Here is a 16,899-nt window from a genome sequence, read left to right as displayed (position 1 = left end):
ATTCCTCCTAAATATTATTCAACAGAATGGATTTCCCGAACGATGATACGGGATCCTTCCGCTTTTACAATTCTCACTTTTTTGTTTGCCCCAATAAAGTTCCCCTCTGTGACAACATCAATACGTTCTTCGTTGATAACAGCGGTTCCTGCAGGCCTTAGTGGTGTCATGGTGACCCCTTCTTGACCTACCAATTCAATTCTCGAAACGTTTGATACATAGCCCTGCTCCGTATTGGTCGAATCCCGGAGTACAATCCGGTCGAACAAGCGAATTTTCTTACCGAATACCGTAAATAGCAGCACCATCGCAATTATAGTAACCAACATAGCAATCAATAAGGATAACCCCATTCCTGCAATATCATCTGTAGCCAAAAAGAAACTCGTAATAACTGCACCAAGTCCGATAATGCCAAGTATTCCACCAGGCACAAAGAGCTCTAGCACAATCAACACCACCCCTACGACAAACAGGATGATCGTTTCCATTCCTGCCAACCCAGCCACAAGATGGCCGTAAAAGAATAATAACAGTGCGCTGATCCCCATGGCACCCGGAATTCCAAATCCAGGGGAATACAATTCAAGTACGAGTCCAAGCGATCCTATCGATAATAGAATCGGGACCACAATAGGGTCAGTTAAAAATCGCGCAATCTTCTCAGCGAAAGTCACTTCGGAAGTGACAACCTCTGCATTTTCGAATCCTAAGTTGTTTAGAAGTTCATCCAGAGTGGAAACTGTCCCCTCAGAATATCCAACCTCCAGGGCATTCTTGGGACCCAATGTAAGCAAAGAGCCTTTTGCAGCCCCTACTTCCGGCAGGTCAATCTCTTTATCTGCCATAGCCATCGCGTATTTTGGATCACGATCATTCGACTCTGCAGCATTTTTCATTTCATTAAGCCAATAGGACTGTGCCTTATCTTCGGCAGCATTGCCATCTCCAGTTATGACTGCGGCTGCCCCCATACTAGCATTTGGCGTCATATATATTTCATCCGCATATAATGCCAAATATGCACCTGCAGATAAAGCCCGGTTGTTGACAAAGGCAATTGTCGGTATGGAAGTGCCTTGGAAGCTGTCGGCAATTTCACTTGCAGCATCCACAGCCCCACCTGGTGTATTAATTTCAAATACTATTAAATCGGCACCGGATTCCTCTGCCGTTTCAATGGACCTATTGATAAATGCAAGCAGCCCCTTCTCCACCGTTCCATTGACAGGTATCACATGCACCAACTTCTCGGCACTGCTAGTATGAGATGGAAAAAGCGGTAACGCCGATAAAATAAGTGCAAGTACAAAAGCGCTAACATAACTAATACGAAGAACTTTTTTCATCATGTCCTCCTCTCCAAATACCTTTTCAATTTATTTTCACCTTAACCAGTATGTAATACGCATGGAAAACCACAAAGTTTCATCGTTGCGGATTTTTTTATATATTTCGGCTAAAATGTGGCGGTTATGTGAACAACATGATTTGAAAGGAATTTCAATTCTCAGGAGATTGATTAACGAAATGCAATAAGCCGGAAACTACCAATCCTATCGGTGGACTTGGTAAACTCAGCTTAAAAAATAGCACCTTACAAAGGTAAGGTGCTATTTTGGGTTTTTATGAAAGATGTTGTTGTACAAGTTTGTTAACAAGGCTACCGTCCGCTTTGCCTTTAACTTTAGGCATCAGTGCTCCCATTACTTTACCCATATCAGCTTTCGAAGAAGCATTCACATCCGCTACCGTCTGTTGGATGATGGCAGACAGCTCTTCTTCAGATAGCTGCTCAGGCATATAATGTTCAACTATTGCAATTTCACCCTGTAATTTATGAACCAAGTCTTCACGACCGGCTTTATCAAATTCTTGGAGGGAGTCTTTACGTTGCTTTAATTCACGAGACAATACGGTAAGTTCTTCCTCTTCAGATAAGTCTCTGCCGTGCTTGATCGATTCGTTTTGAATCGAAGACTTAACCATTCGGAGTACGGAAAGCTTCTCTTTGTCCTTATCCTTCATAGCTTGCTTAATATCGGTATTTAAACGCTCGAGAAGACTCATTCTTACACCCTCTTGTTAAAATTTACGCTTTCTAGCAGCTTCAGACTTCTTCTTGCGTCTTACGCTTGGTTTTTCATAGAATTCACGCTTTCTTGCTTCTTGCAACGTTCCAGTCTTTGAAACTGAACGTTTGAAACGGCGAAGAGCATCTTCAAGCGATTCGTTTTTACGAACAACTGTTTTTGACATTCTAATTCCCTCCCTCCAGAACAACCACTAACATTTTCAGAAAAAACATGATTCCATAAATGCAAAAAAGCATGCATAGAACATGTACTTACCAATTATAATATATTCACTATTGATGGTCAACAATTATAAGGAATTGCTTTAAAACTATCTGGACTAACTATTATCCCGATATAGGTTTAACACCTTGGAATCCTTATTTGCCAGCATGTATTGGGACCTCCCCAGGTATAACGGGATCGAAAGTTCATCCCAATTTGGCAGTCCATTTTCGGCAAAAAGGGCTCCGTCTTTGTAAAATCCGGTCATCTCTCCTACAAACCAGTCATGATCACCATACGTCCGCTGATCCATCACTTTACATTCATATGCGATATAAGCCTCTTTTAAAATCGGTGCAGAAACGGTTCTCCCTTGATCATATTCCATTTTCAGTTCTTCAAATTTGTTATGCTTTTTTCCAGTCAGCATACCTGACTGCTGTATGTAATGTGCGAACTTCTCTGGCACAAAGTTTATCGCAAACTCTCTGGAATTCTCAATCAAGTAATGTGTATATCTTTCCTTCGCAATCGCAACCCCATAGATTGGAGGGTCGTATGAAATATAGCTGTGCCAACCTGCTGCCATAATGTTCTGTTCACCGTTCCATTTTGCCGTTACCAGGGCAACCATGCCTGGATAGCTATGCATGACGGTATTGGTCGTCCACTCCCTCATGTATTCTCTCCCCTTTTCTTGTCATTCTTGTCCATCATCCGCCATATATTGAAAAGGAGGTGATGGGCTTGTTTTCTATTATAACGTTATTGTCTGTTTATTTAGCTATTTTTTTGATTGGGATGACTGTCATGAGGTCGGGATTGCTTCAATTGTCCGAGGAGAGGACAAAAGGGTATCTCACCAAGTTCACCGATATGCCTTGGAAAGGTCTATTGATCGGGATATTGATTACAGGTCTACTCCAGAGCAGTTCTGCTGTCATGGTCATCACCGTGGGATTGGTAGCGGCAGGGTATCTCACTTTTTATCAATCAATCGGAATTATGCTTGGAAGCAATATCGGTTCTACTTTTATAACAGAGCTTATCACCATAGATATTTCACAATTGATTCTCCCGATGCTTGTGATCGGATTTTTATTTTTGTTTTCTAAAAAGAAATTACCTTTCAGTTTCGGGTCGAGCATGTTCGGGTTGGGATGCTTGTTTGTTGCTATGAACGGATTTGAATCTTTGGCAGTTCCTTTGTCAGGCTTCCCGAAGGTGCAGGACATGCTTGCCATGACAAATGATCATCATTTATTTGGTGTAGGTATCGGGACTTTGTTGACAGCCATCATACAATCAAGTTCCGCAACAACGGGGATCAGCATGAGTTTTTTGAATAATGATCTATTGTCCCTTCCCGCAGGAATTGCGATTATGCTCGGATCCAATATTGGGACATGTGTGACTGCCTATTTGGCGAGCCTGGGCTCCATCAGGGAGGCAAAATTGACAGCATATGCGCACATTTGGTTGAACGTGATAGGGGTGGCAGTGTTCTTCCCATTGATTCCTTGGTTGGGTGGCTTGGTGGCTATGCTTGCTTCAAGTGCCGATGTGCAGTTGGCACACTCCAGCTTGATTTTTAATGTACTAAGTTCTGCGGCGGCGTTGCCGTTTGTCCGACCGTTTGCGAGGTTTGTGGAGAGGCTGCATGGGTGATTGATATGGAGGAAGTGGAAATATTCCATGACTTAGGTGAGGTAAAAGGGTGGATAGTTTGCGTTTATACGGGAAGTCGTGGAAAGCGGTACTACATGGTAAAGAAATTGAATAGAACACCCATTTATATGGAGAAGAAGCGAGCTTTAATTTTCGTGTGACGTTGAGGCGGAAGTTTTTTTGTAAAAGGTTGTTACTTTTGGACTGTCAGCGTCCCTTTATCTCATCTTTCTAGCTAATTATAGCTTTGCCAACCATCATTGTAACTTTTCGAGAGGTCATTGTGACTATTTTCGAGGCTATTGTGACTTTTATAGCTGTTATTGTGACTTTTCCTGGAGTTATTGCAATAATGGTACAATTTGACCAACCAACCTCACTATATCTATCAATAGTTAGTTGTAAACAAATCAAAAAAACACCCCTTCAAGTAAAAACCTGATGGGGTGCCTAACTAAACTCAGTAAACTCTACATTTACTTCTTAATAATCCGTATCAGCCGTTAACCCTTTAACGATCGCGATACCAGAACTTGCTCCGATACGTGTAGCTCCAGCTGCGATCATTTCTTCCGCACCTTTTGCATCGCGAACTCCACCGGAAGCTTTTACTCCGATTTCTGGTCCAACTGTTTCTCTCATCAGTGCGATATCAGCAACTGTTGCTCCGCCTGTTGAGAATCCAGTGGACGTTTTCACGTAATCCGCTCCAGCTTTTACAGCAAGCTTACATGCTCTAACTTTCTCTTCGTTTGTTAGCAGGCAAGTTTCAATGATCACTTTCGTCAAGGCGCGTCCTCTAGCAGCGTCTACAACTGCACGGATGTCTCGTTCCACTAACTCATCGTCGCCATCTTTAAGTGCGCTGATATTGATAACCATGTCCACTTCCGTGGCACCGTTTTCAATAGCGTTCGTCGTTTCGAATGCTTTGACTTCAGGTGTGTTTGCTCCAAGAGGGAATCCAATTACAGTACACACTTTTACGTTGCTGCCTTCTAAAAGCTCTGCAGATGTTTTTACCCAAGTCGGGTTAACACAGACAGATGCAAAGTTATATTCTCTCGCTTCTTGGCAAAGTACTTCTACTTGTTCTTTTTTTGTATCGGCTTTCAATAATGTATGATCAATCATTTCTCCAATGTTTGTATGCATGTTCATACTCCTTTCAAGTTAAGAGGTCTGACCTCTAACATCATAACATGATTCCATTATTTTGGCGAGTACAATGTTAGTATTGCCTTCAACTTTTTCTTCACGACAAAAAAGTGACTCCATAATAATGGAATCACTCTCTTTATTTTCTTATGAACTCAATCGAACACTTTCTTCTTCCAAGCGTGGCGCATCCTCAAGCACGCGAACGAATTGACCTTCGTTGTATGGATAACCAGCTTTGGTAATTTTTACTTTCACAAGCTTGCCGACCATCTCCTCTGTTGCAGGGAAAACCACTTTTAGGTAGTTGTCTGTGTATCCAACATATAGGCCTTGGTCTGGTGCTTCTTTATAGATTTCTTCCGGGATTACTTCCAATACTTCGTCTTCAAAAGTGGAAGCATATTCTTTTGCCAGTTGATCGGAAAGTGCAATCAGGCGATGAACTCGCTCGTTTTTCACTTCTTCATCCACTTGATCGGTCATTCTTGCTGCTGGCGTTCCTGTTCGCTTGGAGTACGGGAATACATGCAGCTCGGAGAATTTATGTTCCTTGATGAAATTGTACGTTTCCATGAACTCTTCTTCTGTTTCACCAGGGAATCCAACAATTACATCGGATGTAATCGCAAGACCAGGTAACGCTTCTTTCAATCGATCTAGACGTTCTGCAAAGAATTCCATCGTGTATTTACGACGCATTCTTCTTAAAACAGTGTTGGAAGCGGATTGAATCGGAATATGCAAATGGCGGACAATTTTATCAGAATTGTTCAGTACTTCAATTACTTCATCCGTGATTTGACTTGCCTCAATGGACGAGATACGGATACGCTTTAAGCCTTCCACTTTTTCATCCAATTCACGAAGAAGCATGGCAAAGTTGTAATCCTTCATGTCTTCACCGTAACCACCTGTGTGGATTCCGGTCAAAACGATTTCCTTGTATCCTGCATCTACCAGTTGTTGTGCTTGTGTGACAACCTCTTGTGGATCGCGGGAACGCATAAGGCCGCGGGCCCAAGGGATGATACAGAAAGTACAGAAGTTATTACAACCTTCTTGGATTTTCAAGGATGCACGTGTACGGTCTGTAAAAGCCGGTACATCCAACTCTTCATATACACGAGCCTTCATGATGTTTCCGACTCCATTGATTGGCTGGCGCTCCTGTTTGAATTGCTCGATATAATCAAGCATTTTCACACGGTCCTGCGTTCCAACGACGACATCCACTCCAGGAATCGCCATTATCTCTGCAGGAGAAGTTTGCGCGTAGCATCCCGTTACACAGATGACAGCATCTGGGTTTTTACGGATGGCACGACGGATGACTTGACGGCTCTTTTTATCACCGGTATTTGTAACGGTACAGGTATTGATGACATACACATCTGCCGTACCTTCGAATTCTGTACGCTCATAATCATTTGCTTTGAAAAGCTGCCAGATAGCTTCTGTTTCATAATGGTTCACTTTACACCCAAGTGTGTGAAAGGCAACAGTTGGCATGTTTTCCACCTCACATTAATTCAAAATGATACGAAATCGCGGCTAGCGCATATAGCGGTGCCGTTTCCGTTCTTAATATTCTTGGCCCAAGAGCGCAAGGAACAAATCCATGCTCCAAAAGTCGATCGATTTCTTTTTGTGTCAGGCCACCTTCAGGTCCGAACACACAAATAACCGATTCACCATGTTTCATCTTTTGGAGTGTGGAGGCAAAATTAGCCCGTTCCCCTTCCTTTGCACTCTCCTCATAGGCGACAATCTTATAAGTATAGTCTTTACTCTTCTCTAAAAGTTGGGCTAGTGAAGAAGGCTCCTCTACAACAGGCACCATCGAACGATGTGACTGCTCTGCCGCCTCCTTGGAAATCTTATTCCAACGATCGACTTTCTTTTTTCCCTTCTTTTCGTCCCACTTCACGATCGAACGAGCAGCATTAAAAGGGATAAACGACTCTGCTCCGAGTTCTGTTCCCTTTTGTATTACTAACTCCAATTTATCCCCTTTAGGCAACCCGTTCGCAATGGTAACTCGAACTGGAATTTCCGTTTCAGCCTTTATCCATTCTACAATATCTGTCACTACCATATCATTGGTAATTTCAGCAATTTTGCAAAGGGCCGTCTGCCTTGTTTCCGAACAGCTGCAAAGAAGTTGATCGTCCACGCTCATCCTCATAACCCGAACTATATGATGAACATCTTCCCCAGTTATAGTAATGGATGTATCATCTATTTGATTGGAGTCAATAAAATAACGTTGCACGATTTTCACCCTCGCTTATTCTTCTTTTTTGGCGATAAATGCTACCCAATCTTCCATCATCATCGTTTCTTCAATTTTGAAGCCTGATTTGATGAGGGCGTCTTTCACTTCTTGCTTTTTCATGCTGATGATCCCCGAGGAGATAAATGTCCCTCCGTTTTCTAGGACGCGATACACATCGTCTGTGAAACGGACAATAACCTCTGCCAATATGTTAGCAACAACTACGTCTACAGGACCTTCTACATTTTTTAGTAGGTTATTTTGTTTCACCGCCACTGTGGGATGCACTTTATTCAATTTGATATTCAGCTTAGCAGATTCCACTGCCACATCATCCAAATCAAGAGCAAGGACTTCCTTCGCATCTAGCATGGCTGCCGCGATACTTAAAACCCCGGAACCTGTCCCTACATCTATCACTTTATCTTGTGGCTTGACGGTTCTTTCGATCGCCTGTATGCAAAGTACCGTTGTCGGATGGGTACCCGTTCCAAACGCCATTCCCGGGTCAAGCTCGATGATTTTCTCGTCAGAGCTTACTGGTTCATATGTCTCCCATGTAGGCACGATGGTAAACTTCTCGGAAATTTTCACAGGATTGTAGTACTTTTTCCATGCTGTTGCCCATTCTTCTTCGTTCACTTCACTGATGGATATGTTGTTCAACCCTAAGTCGATATCATAGACCAAAAGGTTATTGATTGCATCCTTTATACCTTCTACTGTTTCACCTAAAAAGCTGTTAACAGGAAGGTAGGCTTTCATTACAACGCCTTCTTCTGGGTAATCATCTGGATTGAGTTGGTATATCTCTCCGAATTGATCTTCTCTTTCCTTAGTGAGTTCAAATGGATCCTCTATGACCACTCCACTAGCGCCTGCCTCATGAAGAATATGAGATATTGGTTCCACCGCCTCATTTGTTGTATGGATACTAATTTCTGACCATTTCATACATACCAACTCCAATCCTAGCTTACTGAAAGCTATTGATACTTTTTATTCACCTTTTAGGACACGTTTTACTTTTGAGAAAAAGCTATCTTCTTGTTCGTCCGGAGCTTGCCCGCTTGTTTCAGCAAATTCACGGATTAATTGCTTTTGTTTTTCTGAGAGTTTTGTAGGTGTGATCACTCTGATCTTGATATGTTGATCCCCTTGACCATAACCACGAACATTGGCAATTCCCTTACCTTTTAGGCGGAAGTTTGTGCCAGTTTGTGTTCCAGCCGGTACTTTCAGCTTTACTTTACCATGCAAGGTTGGAACTTCTACTTCATCTCCAAGTGCTGCCTGAGCAAAAGTTATCGGCATTTCACAGTACACATCATCGCCGTCACGTTCAAAGAACTCGTGCCTGCGAACATGGAATACTACATATAGGTCCCCAGCAGGGCCGCCGTTCACTCCAGCTTCCCCTTTTCCAGCTACGCGCAGTTGTTGTCCTTCATCCACACCAGCCGGGATGTTGACTTTGATTTTATTGCGTTTTTTCACACGGCCTGCGCCATGGCATGTCGTACATTTGTTAGGGATGGACTTTCCTGAACCATTACATTTTGAACAGGTTCTTCTGTTTACAATTCGTCCAAACGGAGTGTTTTGTTCTACACTTTCCTGACCTGTTCCACGACAATGTGAACATGTTTCCACTTTTGTACCAGGTTTTGCTCCTGTACCTGAACATGTATCACAAGTTTCTTCCACAGGGATTTCAATGGTCGTTTCTTTTCCGAATGCTGCTTCTTCAAAAGAAAGGGTCATTGTATATTGAAGATCTGCCCCTTGTCTTGGTGCGTTCGGATCACGACGTCTTCTTCCGCCGCCTTGACCGCCAAAGAACGTTTCAAAAATATCTTCAAAACCAAAGCCACCGTCAAATCCAGCGCCGCCGCCAAATCCTTGGTTAGGATCTGTATGTCCGAATTGGTCATAGTGCGCTTTCTTTTGGTCATCGCTTAGTACTTCGTAAGCTTCTTTGATCTCTTTGAATTTGTCCGCTGCATCTTCTGCTTTATTGATGTCCGGATGGTATTGTTTCGACAGCTTTCTGTAAGCTTTCTTTATTTCATCTTTCGACGCGCTTTTACTGACGCCAAGCACTTCATAGTAATCGCGTTTACTCATTAAATACCCACTCCCGTTTCATTCACATAAAGGTTATTGTATCACCTGAAAGAGGGAAAAAGCAATAAAAGTTATGTGCTTAATCCCTATCTGGTTAACTCCTCGGCGCCTTCCGTTTCAGGTGGTCGCTTTCCGCGGGGCGGTGCTTGAGCCTCCTCGGCAAGCCTGCGGGGTCTCAAGCTACCGCTACTCCCCCGCAGGAGTCGACCACCTTCCACTCCAGGCACCAAGGGAAATCTAATTTACATAAAAAGAAAGCCAAAGCCATGGCTTCGACTTTCTTTTATCTTTATCAGAAAAGCCCTAGGACTTTATCTTACTTTTTATCGTCGTTTACTTCTTCGTACTCTGCGTCGACTACGTTGTCGTCGTTGTTCGCAGCGCCTTCTGCACCTTCTGCTCCTTGAGCGGCTTGTTGTGCTTGTGCAGCTTGCTCGTAAAGCTTCATGGAGATTTGTTGAACGATTTCTTGAAGTGCATCCTTTTTCGTGCGGATCTCTTCTAGGTCGCCTTTTTCGATGGCAGCTTTCAATTCTTCTTTTGCGTCTTCCGCTTTTTTCACTTCTGCTTCTTCCACTTTGCCTTCTACTTCTTTGAGTGTTTTTTCAGTAGTGAATACAAGCTGATCTGCTTCATTGCGTAATTCTACTTCTTCTTTACGCTTTTTGTCTGCATCCGCATTCTCTTCCGCTTCTTGAACCATGCGGTTGATTTCGTCCTCGGATAGACCTGAAGAAGATTTGATGGTGATTGCTTGCTCTTTGTTTGTACCAAGGTCTTTCGCACGAACGTTTACGATACCATTTTTGTCGATGTCAAAAGATACCTCAATTTGTGGCACACCACGTGGTGCTGGCGGGATATCCGTCAATTGGAAACGACCTAATGTTTTGTTGTCGCTTGCCATTGGACGCTCCCCTTGAAGAACGTGAATGTCTACCGCTGTTTGGTTGTCAGCAGCCGTAGAGAACACTTGGGACTTACTTGTAGGAATAGTCGTGTTTCTTTCAATAAGCTTTGTGAACACGCTACCCATTGTTTCAATTCCTAAAGAAAGTGGTGTTACGTCAAGAAGTACTACGTCTTTTACGTCACCAGTAAGTACTCCACCTTGGATAGCTGCACCTAAAGCAACTACTTCATCTGGGTTAACCCCTTTGTGAGGATCTTTACCTGTTTCTTTTTTGATTGCATCTTGTACTGCAGGGATACGAGTAGATCCACCCACAAGGATAACTTTGTCAAGTTCAGAAGCAGAGATGCCTGCATCTTGCAATGCTTGACGAACAGGACCCATTGTACGTTCTACAAGTCCAGCAGTAAGATCATCAAATTTCGCACGGGACATGCTTACTTCTAAGTGAAGTGGTCCAGCTTCCCCAGCTGTGATGAATGGTAGAGAGATTTGTGTGCTTGTTACACCAGAAAGGTCTTTTTTCGCTTTTTCTGCTGCATCTTTCAAGCGTTGTAATGCCATTTTATCTTTAGAAAGGTCGATGCCGTTCTCTTTTTTGAATTCTGCTACAAGGTAGTCAATGATAACTTGGTCAAAGTCATCTCCACCAAGACGGTTGTCACCAGCTGTAGAACGTACTTCGAATACGCCATCTCCAAGCTCTAGTACAGAAACGTCAAACGTTCCGCCACCAAGGTCATACACAAGGATTGTTTGATCTTCGTCCATTTTATCAAGACCGTATGCCAATGCCGCTGCAGTCGGCTCGTTGATGATACGCTCTACTTCAAGACCAGCGATTTTACCTGCATCTTTTGTAGCTTGACGCTCAGCATCATTGAAGTATGCAGGAACTGTGATAACAGCTTTTGTAACTGTTTCCCCAAGATATTCTTCTGCATATCCTTTTAAGTGTTGAAGGATGATTGCTGATACTTCTTGTGGAGAGTATTCTTTACCTTCCACTTCCACTTTGTAGTCTGTACCCATGTGACGCTTAACAGACATGATGGTGTTAGGGTTCGTAATGGATTGGCGTTTTGCCACTTCCCCTACTTGGCGTTCGCCGTTTTTGAAAGCAACAACGGATGGAGTTGTTCTGTTACCTTCTGGGTTAGGGATTACTTTTGGTTCGCCGCCTTCAAGCACAGCTACACATGAGTTTGTTGTACCTAAGTCAATACCGATGATTTTACTCATTTTGTTTTTCCTCCTATTGCAACTAGCATTAATATGTAGTTATTTTTTATGGTACATTTACGTCGATTTTCGTTTTATGCACTCGCCTTCCGCGGGGCGATCTTGTGCCTTCTCGCAATACTGGGGGGCTTTACATTGTCTCTATTCCCCCGCTGGAGTCTCGTGCCTCTCACTACCATCCACTATTGCTTTACTTTTACCATGGACGGGCGGATGACGCGATCTTTGAGCTTATACCCTTTTTGGAACTCTTCCAAAACAGTGTTAGATTCCGCTTCTCCCTCTTCCACCTGCATGACTGCTTGGTGTAAATGAGGATCGAATGACTGTCCAACCGCTTCGATCGCTTCGAGTCCTTCTGACTTCAGTGCCTCCACTAACTGACGGTGCACCATTTCCATGCCTTGTAAAAATGTTTTGATTTTCTCATCCTCAGAATCGACTTTAAGCGCACGCTCAAAGTTATCAAGGGCAGGAAGTATATCTGTAACAAGATTTTGTGCACGGTATTTCTGTGCAGCCTCTTGGTCAAGTCTCACACGACGACGGTAGTTATCAAAATCGGCTTGTAAGCGAAGTAGGCGGTTTTCCGACTCCTCAAGCTTAGCTTCCAATTCTGAAATTTTTTGTTGTTCTGCAGAAACTTCCACTTCTTCGACTGTTTCCGTCGTTTGTTCTGTTTCCTCTGTTGATACCTCTTCATTTTCGACTGTTGCTTGTTCGTTGTTCTCGTTTACCAATGGTTTCACCTCCCTCAAAGTGTAAAAATCATGTTGTTTTTTCCATGGTGATAGGACGGAGCGGCAACTCCATCCTCTAACAATATTTCCATGCTCAGTCCTTTTGATACAGTTTATTGACCGCCTGTGAAAGGTCGGAACTGACAAGTTGCAGGAGACTGACCACACGGGAATATTCCATTCTGGTCGGACCGAGCAAAGCGATCGTACCAAGCTGTTCAGGTCCAATGGAATAGCTTGCGGAAATGATGCTGCAGCCTTCCATGCCAGGAATATTATTTTCACTGCCTATCTTGATATGGATACCTGCTTCTTTAGCACGAATATGCTGAGACAGGTCTTTCCCTTGATCAATTAATAGCATAAGAGAACGTATCTTATTGATGTCATTAAACTCGGGTTGGGCAAGCATATTCGTTTTGCCTCCAAAAAACACCTTATCCTTTTCTTCCATATATAGAGTGGAGCTCAAGGATTGTAAAATGTTTTCATAGTTACCGATATGAGACCTTAAGAGGGTGGCTACTTCCTTATATAGCTTATTGATCAGCTCAGATAGGGGTACCCCCACTAGACGTTCATTTAAAATGTTGACCATCTTCTGGATATCGGATGAATCCATGCTGGCCGGAAAAGAAAACATGCGGTTTTCAACATGTCCTGTATCCGTCACGATGATCGCTACCGCTTGTTCCGGGTTGATCGGGATGATCTGCAAGTTTTTAAGCCTGTGATCCCGTACTCCCGGCCCAAGGACAATGGACGTGTACTTGGTCAGATCAGAAAGAATCTGTGCGGATTTCTGGACGGTTTTTTCCAATTCATATATTTGCTCGCGAAAGATGGATTTAATTTCAAACACATCCTGCTTCGTAAGCCTTTCTGGAGAAAGCAAGTGATCCACATAATAGCGGTACCCCTTTTCCGATGGAACCCTTCCTGAAGAAGTGTGTGTTTTTTCAATAAATCCTAATTCCTCTAAATCAGCCATCTCATTTCTGATAGTGGCAGAACTGAAAGAGATCTCCTCTTTCTTCGAGAGCGTTCTGGAGCCAACAGGTTGTGCAGATCGGATAAAGTCGTCAATTATGACTTGCAATACTAACAACTGTCGTTCTGTAAGCACTCAGCATCACCTCTGTTAGCACTCCTATTCATCGAGTGCTAATTCTATAAATAAATTACCAAATACCTATTCACATGTCAATCAGATCGCACCAATAAAAGCTTGAAAAACTTCATTGCCGAGAAATTTCCCTTTTCTCGTAAGTCGGATGTGTCCATTTACGTACTCTAAGAGGCCCTTCCCTATGTTTTCTTCGATAGGGTCTTTGAAAATAACCAACAGTTCTTCTCCAAATTTACTATGGAATGTGGAGCTAGAAACTCCCTCATTCTTGCGAAGCCCAAGGAACATCTCTTCTTCCATTTTCTCTATTTTTGTTACATCATGTTGCTCTTTATACGGAAACCTAGTTTCTTCTATAGCATCCATGAATTTTTTCAAAGGGCCGTGATTGGCAATTCGCACGCCATCTAAATAACCGTGGGCACCTGCACCTATCCCATAATAGAATTCGTTATCCCAGTAGGTAAGATTATGTCTGCTTTCATAACCCTCTTTTGCAAAATTGGAGATTTCGTATTGTTGGTAGCCGTATTTTGCCATTTCATCTAAAAGAACATCATACATTTCTGCCTCTTCTTCTTGTGTCGGTAGGGGAAGTTTCCCTTTATTCATCAAGTTATAGAACACCGTTTTCGGTTCAATGATCAATGAGTAGGCAGAATAATGCTCCATCCCTAAAGACAATGCAGTGTGCAATGTTTCCTTAAAGTCCGCTACTGATTGATCTGGGAGACTGTATATTAAGTCAATGCTGATATTTTCAAAACCTGCATTTCTTGCATGTTCGATCGATTTGAAAACATCTGCTTTTCTATGCGATCGACCGATTCGCTTTAATAGGTCATCATTGAAGCTTTGCACGCCAAAACTGAGCCTGTTGACTCCGCCTTCTTTAAGGAGTCGGAGTTTTTCTAATGAAAGATCGCCAGGGTTGGCTTCAAATGTGTACTCCATATCTGGTCTAACCGGGAAATGCCTTTGAACCGAATCTAGCAAGTATGCCAGCTGCTTTTCGTTTAAGGCAGTAGGCGTTCCCCCACCCACAAATATAGTTTGAAGCTCTGTGGCAGGGTGTTTTTCTATTGTATTTTTCATTTCTTTATCCATGTATGCCAAGTATTCATCTACTGGCTGGTTTTTCAAGAATACTTTATTGAAATCACAGTAGTGACAAATATGTTCACAAAAAGGGATATGAATATAGGCTGATTTAATCATAAGATCACACTTTCATTTGTTTACTTCGTATCTTTTAGCATATCACATATGGCGCATGTATGAAAAAATACCGCAGAATGAGCTGCGGTATTTTTCTTATTATTTTTTGTTGGCATTGTCGTCCATTTTCAAGACAGCCATAAATGCTTCTTGCGGAACTTCTACAGAACCAACTTGCTTCATACGTTTTTTACCTTCTTTTTGCTTATCTAAAAGCTTACGTTTACGGGAGATGTCTCCTCCGTAACATTTAGCAAGAACGTTTTTACGCATCGCTTTGATGTTTGACCTCGCAACAACTTTCTGTCCTATCGTCGCTTGGATCGGCACCTCAAATTGCTGCCTTGGAATAAGTTCCTTTAGCTTCTCCACAATGATTTTTCCGCGTTCATAAGCAGAGTCACGGTGAACGATAAAGGAAAGTGCATCAACCTTCTCAGCGTTAAGCAAGATATCCATTTTTACAAGATGTGACGGTTTGTAGCCGATCAATTCATAATCAAACGAAGCATATCCTTTTGTATTGGATTTCAATGCATCAAAGAAATCATATACAATTTCCGCTAATGGAATTTCATAGATAACGCTCACGCGAATATCATCAAGATACTGCATGTCAATGAAGTTTCCACGCTTCTCCTGGCACAATTCCATAACTGCACCAACGTAATCATTCGGTACCATGATCGTAGCTTTTACATATGGCTCTTCCACACGGTCAATTGTCTGAGGATCAGGCATGTTGGAAGGGTTGTCTACACGCAATTCCTCCCCATCAGTCAAATGTACATGATAGATAACGGAAGGTGCTGTTGTAATCAGATCAATATTGAACTCACGCTCGATACGCTCTTGGATGATTTCCATATGAAGCAATCCTAGGAAACCACAACGGAATCCGAAGCCTAGTGCTTGGGAAGTTTCCGGCTCATATTGAAGAGCAGAGTCATTCAATTCCAGTTTTTCAAGCGCTTCACGCAAATCATTGAATTTTGCTGAATCAATCGGGTAGAGTCCACAGAAAACCATTGGATTTAGTTTACGGTAACCTGGAAGTGGTTCTGTCGCTCTATTTTTCGCATGTGTGATAGTATCACCAACACGTGTGTCTCCAACATTTTTGATGGATGCAGACAGGAAACCAACATCTCCGACGGTTAGCTCATCAAGCTGTACAGCTTTCGGTGTAAACACCCCAACCTCATTTACTTCAAACTCTTTTCCTGTAGCCATCATTCGAATTTTATCCCCAACCTTAACAGTACCTTCCACAATACGGATGTATGCTACAACCCCGCGGTAAGGATCGAATAGACTGTCAAAAATTAGTGCTTTCAACGGAGCATCAGGGTCACCTTGAGGGGCAGGGATTTTCTCCACTACTTGCTCTAAAATTTCACCAATTCCGATACCAGCTTTTGCACTTGCTAGAACTGCATCTGATGCATCAAGCCCGATAACATCCTCAATCTCTTGACGCACTCTCTCAGGCTCTGCACTTGGAAGGTCAATTTTATTGATGACAGGCATGATCTCGAGTTCATTATCAAGTGCCAAATACACATTTGCTAATGTTTGAGCTTCTATTCCTTGTGCCGCATCCACGACAAGAACCGCTCCTTCACATGCAGCCAAACTTCTGGAGACCTCATATGTAAAATCGACATGTCCAGGTGTATCAATAAGGTGGAAAATATATTCTTCGCCATCATTAGCTTTATATCGTAATTGAACGGCATTCAATTTAATGGTGATCCCGCGTTCACGTTCAAGGTCCATGGAATCAAGTAACTGATTCTTCATTTCCCTTTGTGTCAATGCAGACGTTTTCTCTAAAATACGGTCTGCTAAAGTTGATTTCCCATGGTCAATATGGGCGATGATGGAAAAGTTTCTTATCTTTGATTGTCGTTTTAACCGTTCTTCTCTGTTCATTATCTGTTTCACTCCTACACTTTCGGCAACGTACACTATTTCTGATTATAACAATACGAACAGGAAGATTCAATGAAATTTCCGAGCATCGGTCTTCTTTACAAAAAAGTCTGTCCAACACCGCTATGGATTTATGCAAATGCCTTCGCTTTTTGCGGGACGACCTTGAGCCCCTCGGTCCCCTGCGGAAC

15 protein-coding genes are annotated in these 16,899 nt (G+C 42.7%); 1 reads left to right on the top strand and 14 read right to left on the bottom strand.

Annotation, left to right across the window (positions count from 1 at the left end):
- Nucleotides 1-14: 14 nt before the first annotated feature.
- The 4 genes from EKQ44_RS11870 to EKQ44_RS11855 all read right to left on the bottom strand — a co-directional run bounded on the left by EKQ44_RS11870 (nt 15) and on the right by EKQ44_RS11855 (nt 2,979).
- Nucleotides 15-1,349, bottom strand: coding sequence for an NfeD family protein (locus tag EKQ44_RS11870; protein ID WP_237663845.1), 1,335 nt, complete (start codon nt 1,347-1,349; stop codon nt 15-17).
- A gap of 277 nt (nt 1,350-1,626) precedes the next feature.
- A complete protein-coding gene (locus tag EKQ44_RS11865; protein ID WP_237663761.1) occupies nt 1,627-2,070 on the bottom strand; it encodes a GatB/YqeY domain-containing protein in 444 nt (147 codons plus the stop codon).
- Between the two features lie 15 nt (nt 2,071-2,085).
- On the bottom strand, nt 2,086-2,259 hold the full coding sequence (gene rpsU / locus EKQ44_RS11860) for a 30S ribosomal protein S21 (RefSeq protein WP_010196218.1): 174 nt from the start codon (nt 2,257-2,259) through the stop codon (nt 2,086-2,088).
- A gap of 156 nt (nt 2,260-2,415) precedes the next feature.
- Entirely contained in the window at nt 2,416-2,979 is a 564-nt protein-coding gene (locus EKQ44_RS11855; RefSeq protein WP_237663760.1) for a flavin reductase family protein, read from the bottom strand.
- Nucleotides 2,980-3,041: 62 nt separating this feature from the next.
- Between EKQ44_RS11855 and EKQ44_RS11850 the strand changes: the two genes are divergently transcribed.
- The gene (locus EKQ44_RS11850; protein WP_237663759.1) at nt 3,042-3,968 is read left to right on the top strand and encodes a Na/Pi symporter; all 927 of its coding nucleotides are present in this window, start codon (nt 3,042-3,044) and stop codon (nt 3,966-3,968) included.
- A 483-nt stretch (nt 3,969-4,451) separates the two neighbouring features.
- Here EKQ44_RS11850 and deoC read toward each other — a convergent pair whose 3' ends face one another.
- The 10 genes from deoC to lepA form a co-directional block, all read right to left on the bottom strand.
- Nucleotides 4,452-5,123, bottom strand: a complete 672-nt coding sequence (deoC, locus tag EKQ44_RS11845) for a deoxyribose-phosphate aldolase (protein WP_237663758.1) — start codon at nt 5,121-5,123, stop codon at nt 4,452-4,454.
- Between the two features lie 150 nt (nt 5,124-5,273).
- Complete coding sequence (mtaB, locus tag EKQ44_RS11840) at nt 5,274-6,638, bottom strand: tRNA (N(6)-L-threonylcarbamoyladenosine(37)-C(2))-methylthiotransferase MtaB (RefSeq protein WP_237663757.1); 1,365 nt, start codon at nt 6,636-6,638, stop codon at nt 5,274-5,276.
- Nucleotides 6,639-6,648: 10 nt separating this feature from the next.
- Entirely contained in the window at nt 6,649-7,401 is a 753-nt protein-coding gene (locus EKQ44_RS11835; protein ID WP_237663756.1) for a 16S rRNA (uracil(1498)-N(3))-methyltransferase, read from the bottom strand.
- Nucleotides 7,402-7,416: 15 nt separating this feature from the next.
- A complete protein-coding gene (gene prmA / locus EKQ44_RS11830; RefSeq protein ID WP_237663755.1) occupies nt 7,417-8,358 on the bottom strand; it encodes a 50S ribosomal protein L11 methyltransferase in 942 nt (313 codons plus the stop codon).
- A gap of 45 nt (nt 8,359-8,403) precedes the next feature.
- Nucleotides 8,404-9,531: a molecular chaperone DnaJ gene (gene dnaJ / locus EKQ44_RS11825; RefSeq protein ID WP_237663754.1), complete on the bottom strand. Its 1,128-nt coding sequence runs from the start codon at nt 9,529-9,531 to the stop codon at nt 8,404-8,406.
- Nucleotides 9,532-9,847: 316 nt separating this feature from the next.
- Complete coding sequence (gene dnaK, locus EKQ44_RS11820; RefSeq protein WP_237663753.1) at nt 9,848-11,686, bottom strand: molecular chaperone DnaK; 1,839 nt, start codon at nt 11,684-11,686, stop codon at nt 9,848-9,850.
- Between the two features lie 182 nt (nt 11,687-11,868).
- Complete coding sequence (grpE, locus tag EKQ44_RS11815) at nt 11,869-12,426, bottom strand: nucleotide exchange factor GrpE (RefSeq protein ID WP_237663752.1); 558 nt, start codon at nt 12,424-12,426, stop codon at nt 11,869-11,871.
- A 94-nt stretch (nt 12,427-12,520) separates the two neighbouring features.
- Nucleotides 12,521-13,552, bottom strand: a complete 1,032-nt coding sequence (gene hrcA / locus EKQ44_RS11810) for a heat-inducible transcriptional repressor HrcA (protein WP_237663751.1) — start codon at nt 13,550-13,552, stop codon at nt 12,521-12,523.
- Between the two features lie 81 nt (nt 13,553-13,633).
- Complete coding sequence (gene hemW, locus EKQ44_RS11805; protein WP_237663750.1) at nt 13,634-14,773, bottom strand: radical SAM family heme chaperone HemW; 1,140 nt, start codon at nt 14,771-14,773, stop codon at nt 13,634-13,636.
- Between the two features lie 99 nt (nt 14,774-14,872).
- A complete protein-coding gene (gene lepA, locus EKQ44_RS11800) occupies nt 14,873-16,708 on the bottom strand; it encodes a translation elongation factor 4 (RefSeq protein ID WP_168864416.1) in 1,836 nt (611 codons plus the stop codon).
- Nucleotides 16,709-16,899 lie beyond the last annotated feature (191 nt).

Source organism: Sutcliffiella horikoshii, assembly GCF_021991925.1.
Taxonomy (GTDB): Bacteria; Bacillota; Bacilli; order Bacillales; family Bacillaceae_I; genus Sutcliffiella_A; species Sutcliffiella_A horikoshii_F.
The sequence above is the reverse complement of the archived record's forward strand: the minus strand, read 5'-3'. Positions and strand labels throughout refer to the sequence as shown.

Coding starts and splice junctions, on each gene's coding strand:
- EKQ44_RS11870 (WP_237663845.1), bottom strand. CDS start 1,349: ATGAAAAAAGTTCTTCGTATTAGTTATGTTAGCGCTTTTGTACTTGCA.
- EKQ44_RS11865 (WP_237663761.1), bottom strand. CDS start 2,070: ATGAGTCTTCTCGAGCGTTTAAATACCGATATTAAGCAAGCTATGAAG.
- rpsU (WP_010196218.1), bottom strand. CDS start 2,259: ATGTCAAAAACAGTTGTTCGTAAAAACGAATCGCTTGAAGATGCTCTT.
- EKQ44_RS11855 (WP_237663760.1), bottom strand. CDS start 2,979: ATGAGGGAGTGGACGACCAATACCGTCATGCATAGCTATCCAGGCATG.
- EKQ44_RS11850 (WP_237663759.1), top strand. CDS start 3,042: ATGGGCTTGTTTTCTATTATAACGTTATTGTCTGTTTATTTAGCTATT.
- deoC (WP_237663758.1), bottom strand. CDS start 5,123: ATGCATACAAACATTGGAGAAATGATTGATCATACATTATTGAAAGCC.
- mtaB (WP_237663757.1), bottom strand. CDS start 6,638: ATGCCAACTGTTGCCTTTCACACACTTGGGTGTAAAGTGAACCATTAT.
- prmA (WP_237663755.1), bottom strand. CDS start 8,358: ATGAAATGGTCAGAAATTAGTATCCATACAACAAATGAGGCGGTGGAA.
- dnaJ (WP_237663754.1), bottom strand. CDS start 9,531: ATGAGTAAACGCGATTACTATGAAGTGCTTGGCGTCAGTAAAAGCGCG.
- dnaK (WP_237663753.1), bottom strand. CDS start 11,686: ATGAGTAAAATCATCGGTATTGACTTAGGTACAACAAACTCATGTGTA.
- hemW (WP_237663750.1), bottom strand. CDS start 14,773: ATGATTAAATCAGCCTATATTCATATCCCTTTTTGTGAACATATTTGT.
- lepA (WP_168864416.1), bottom strand. CDS start 16,708: ATGAACAGAGAAGAACGGTTAAAACGACAATCAAAGATAAGAAACTTT.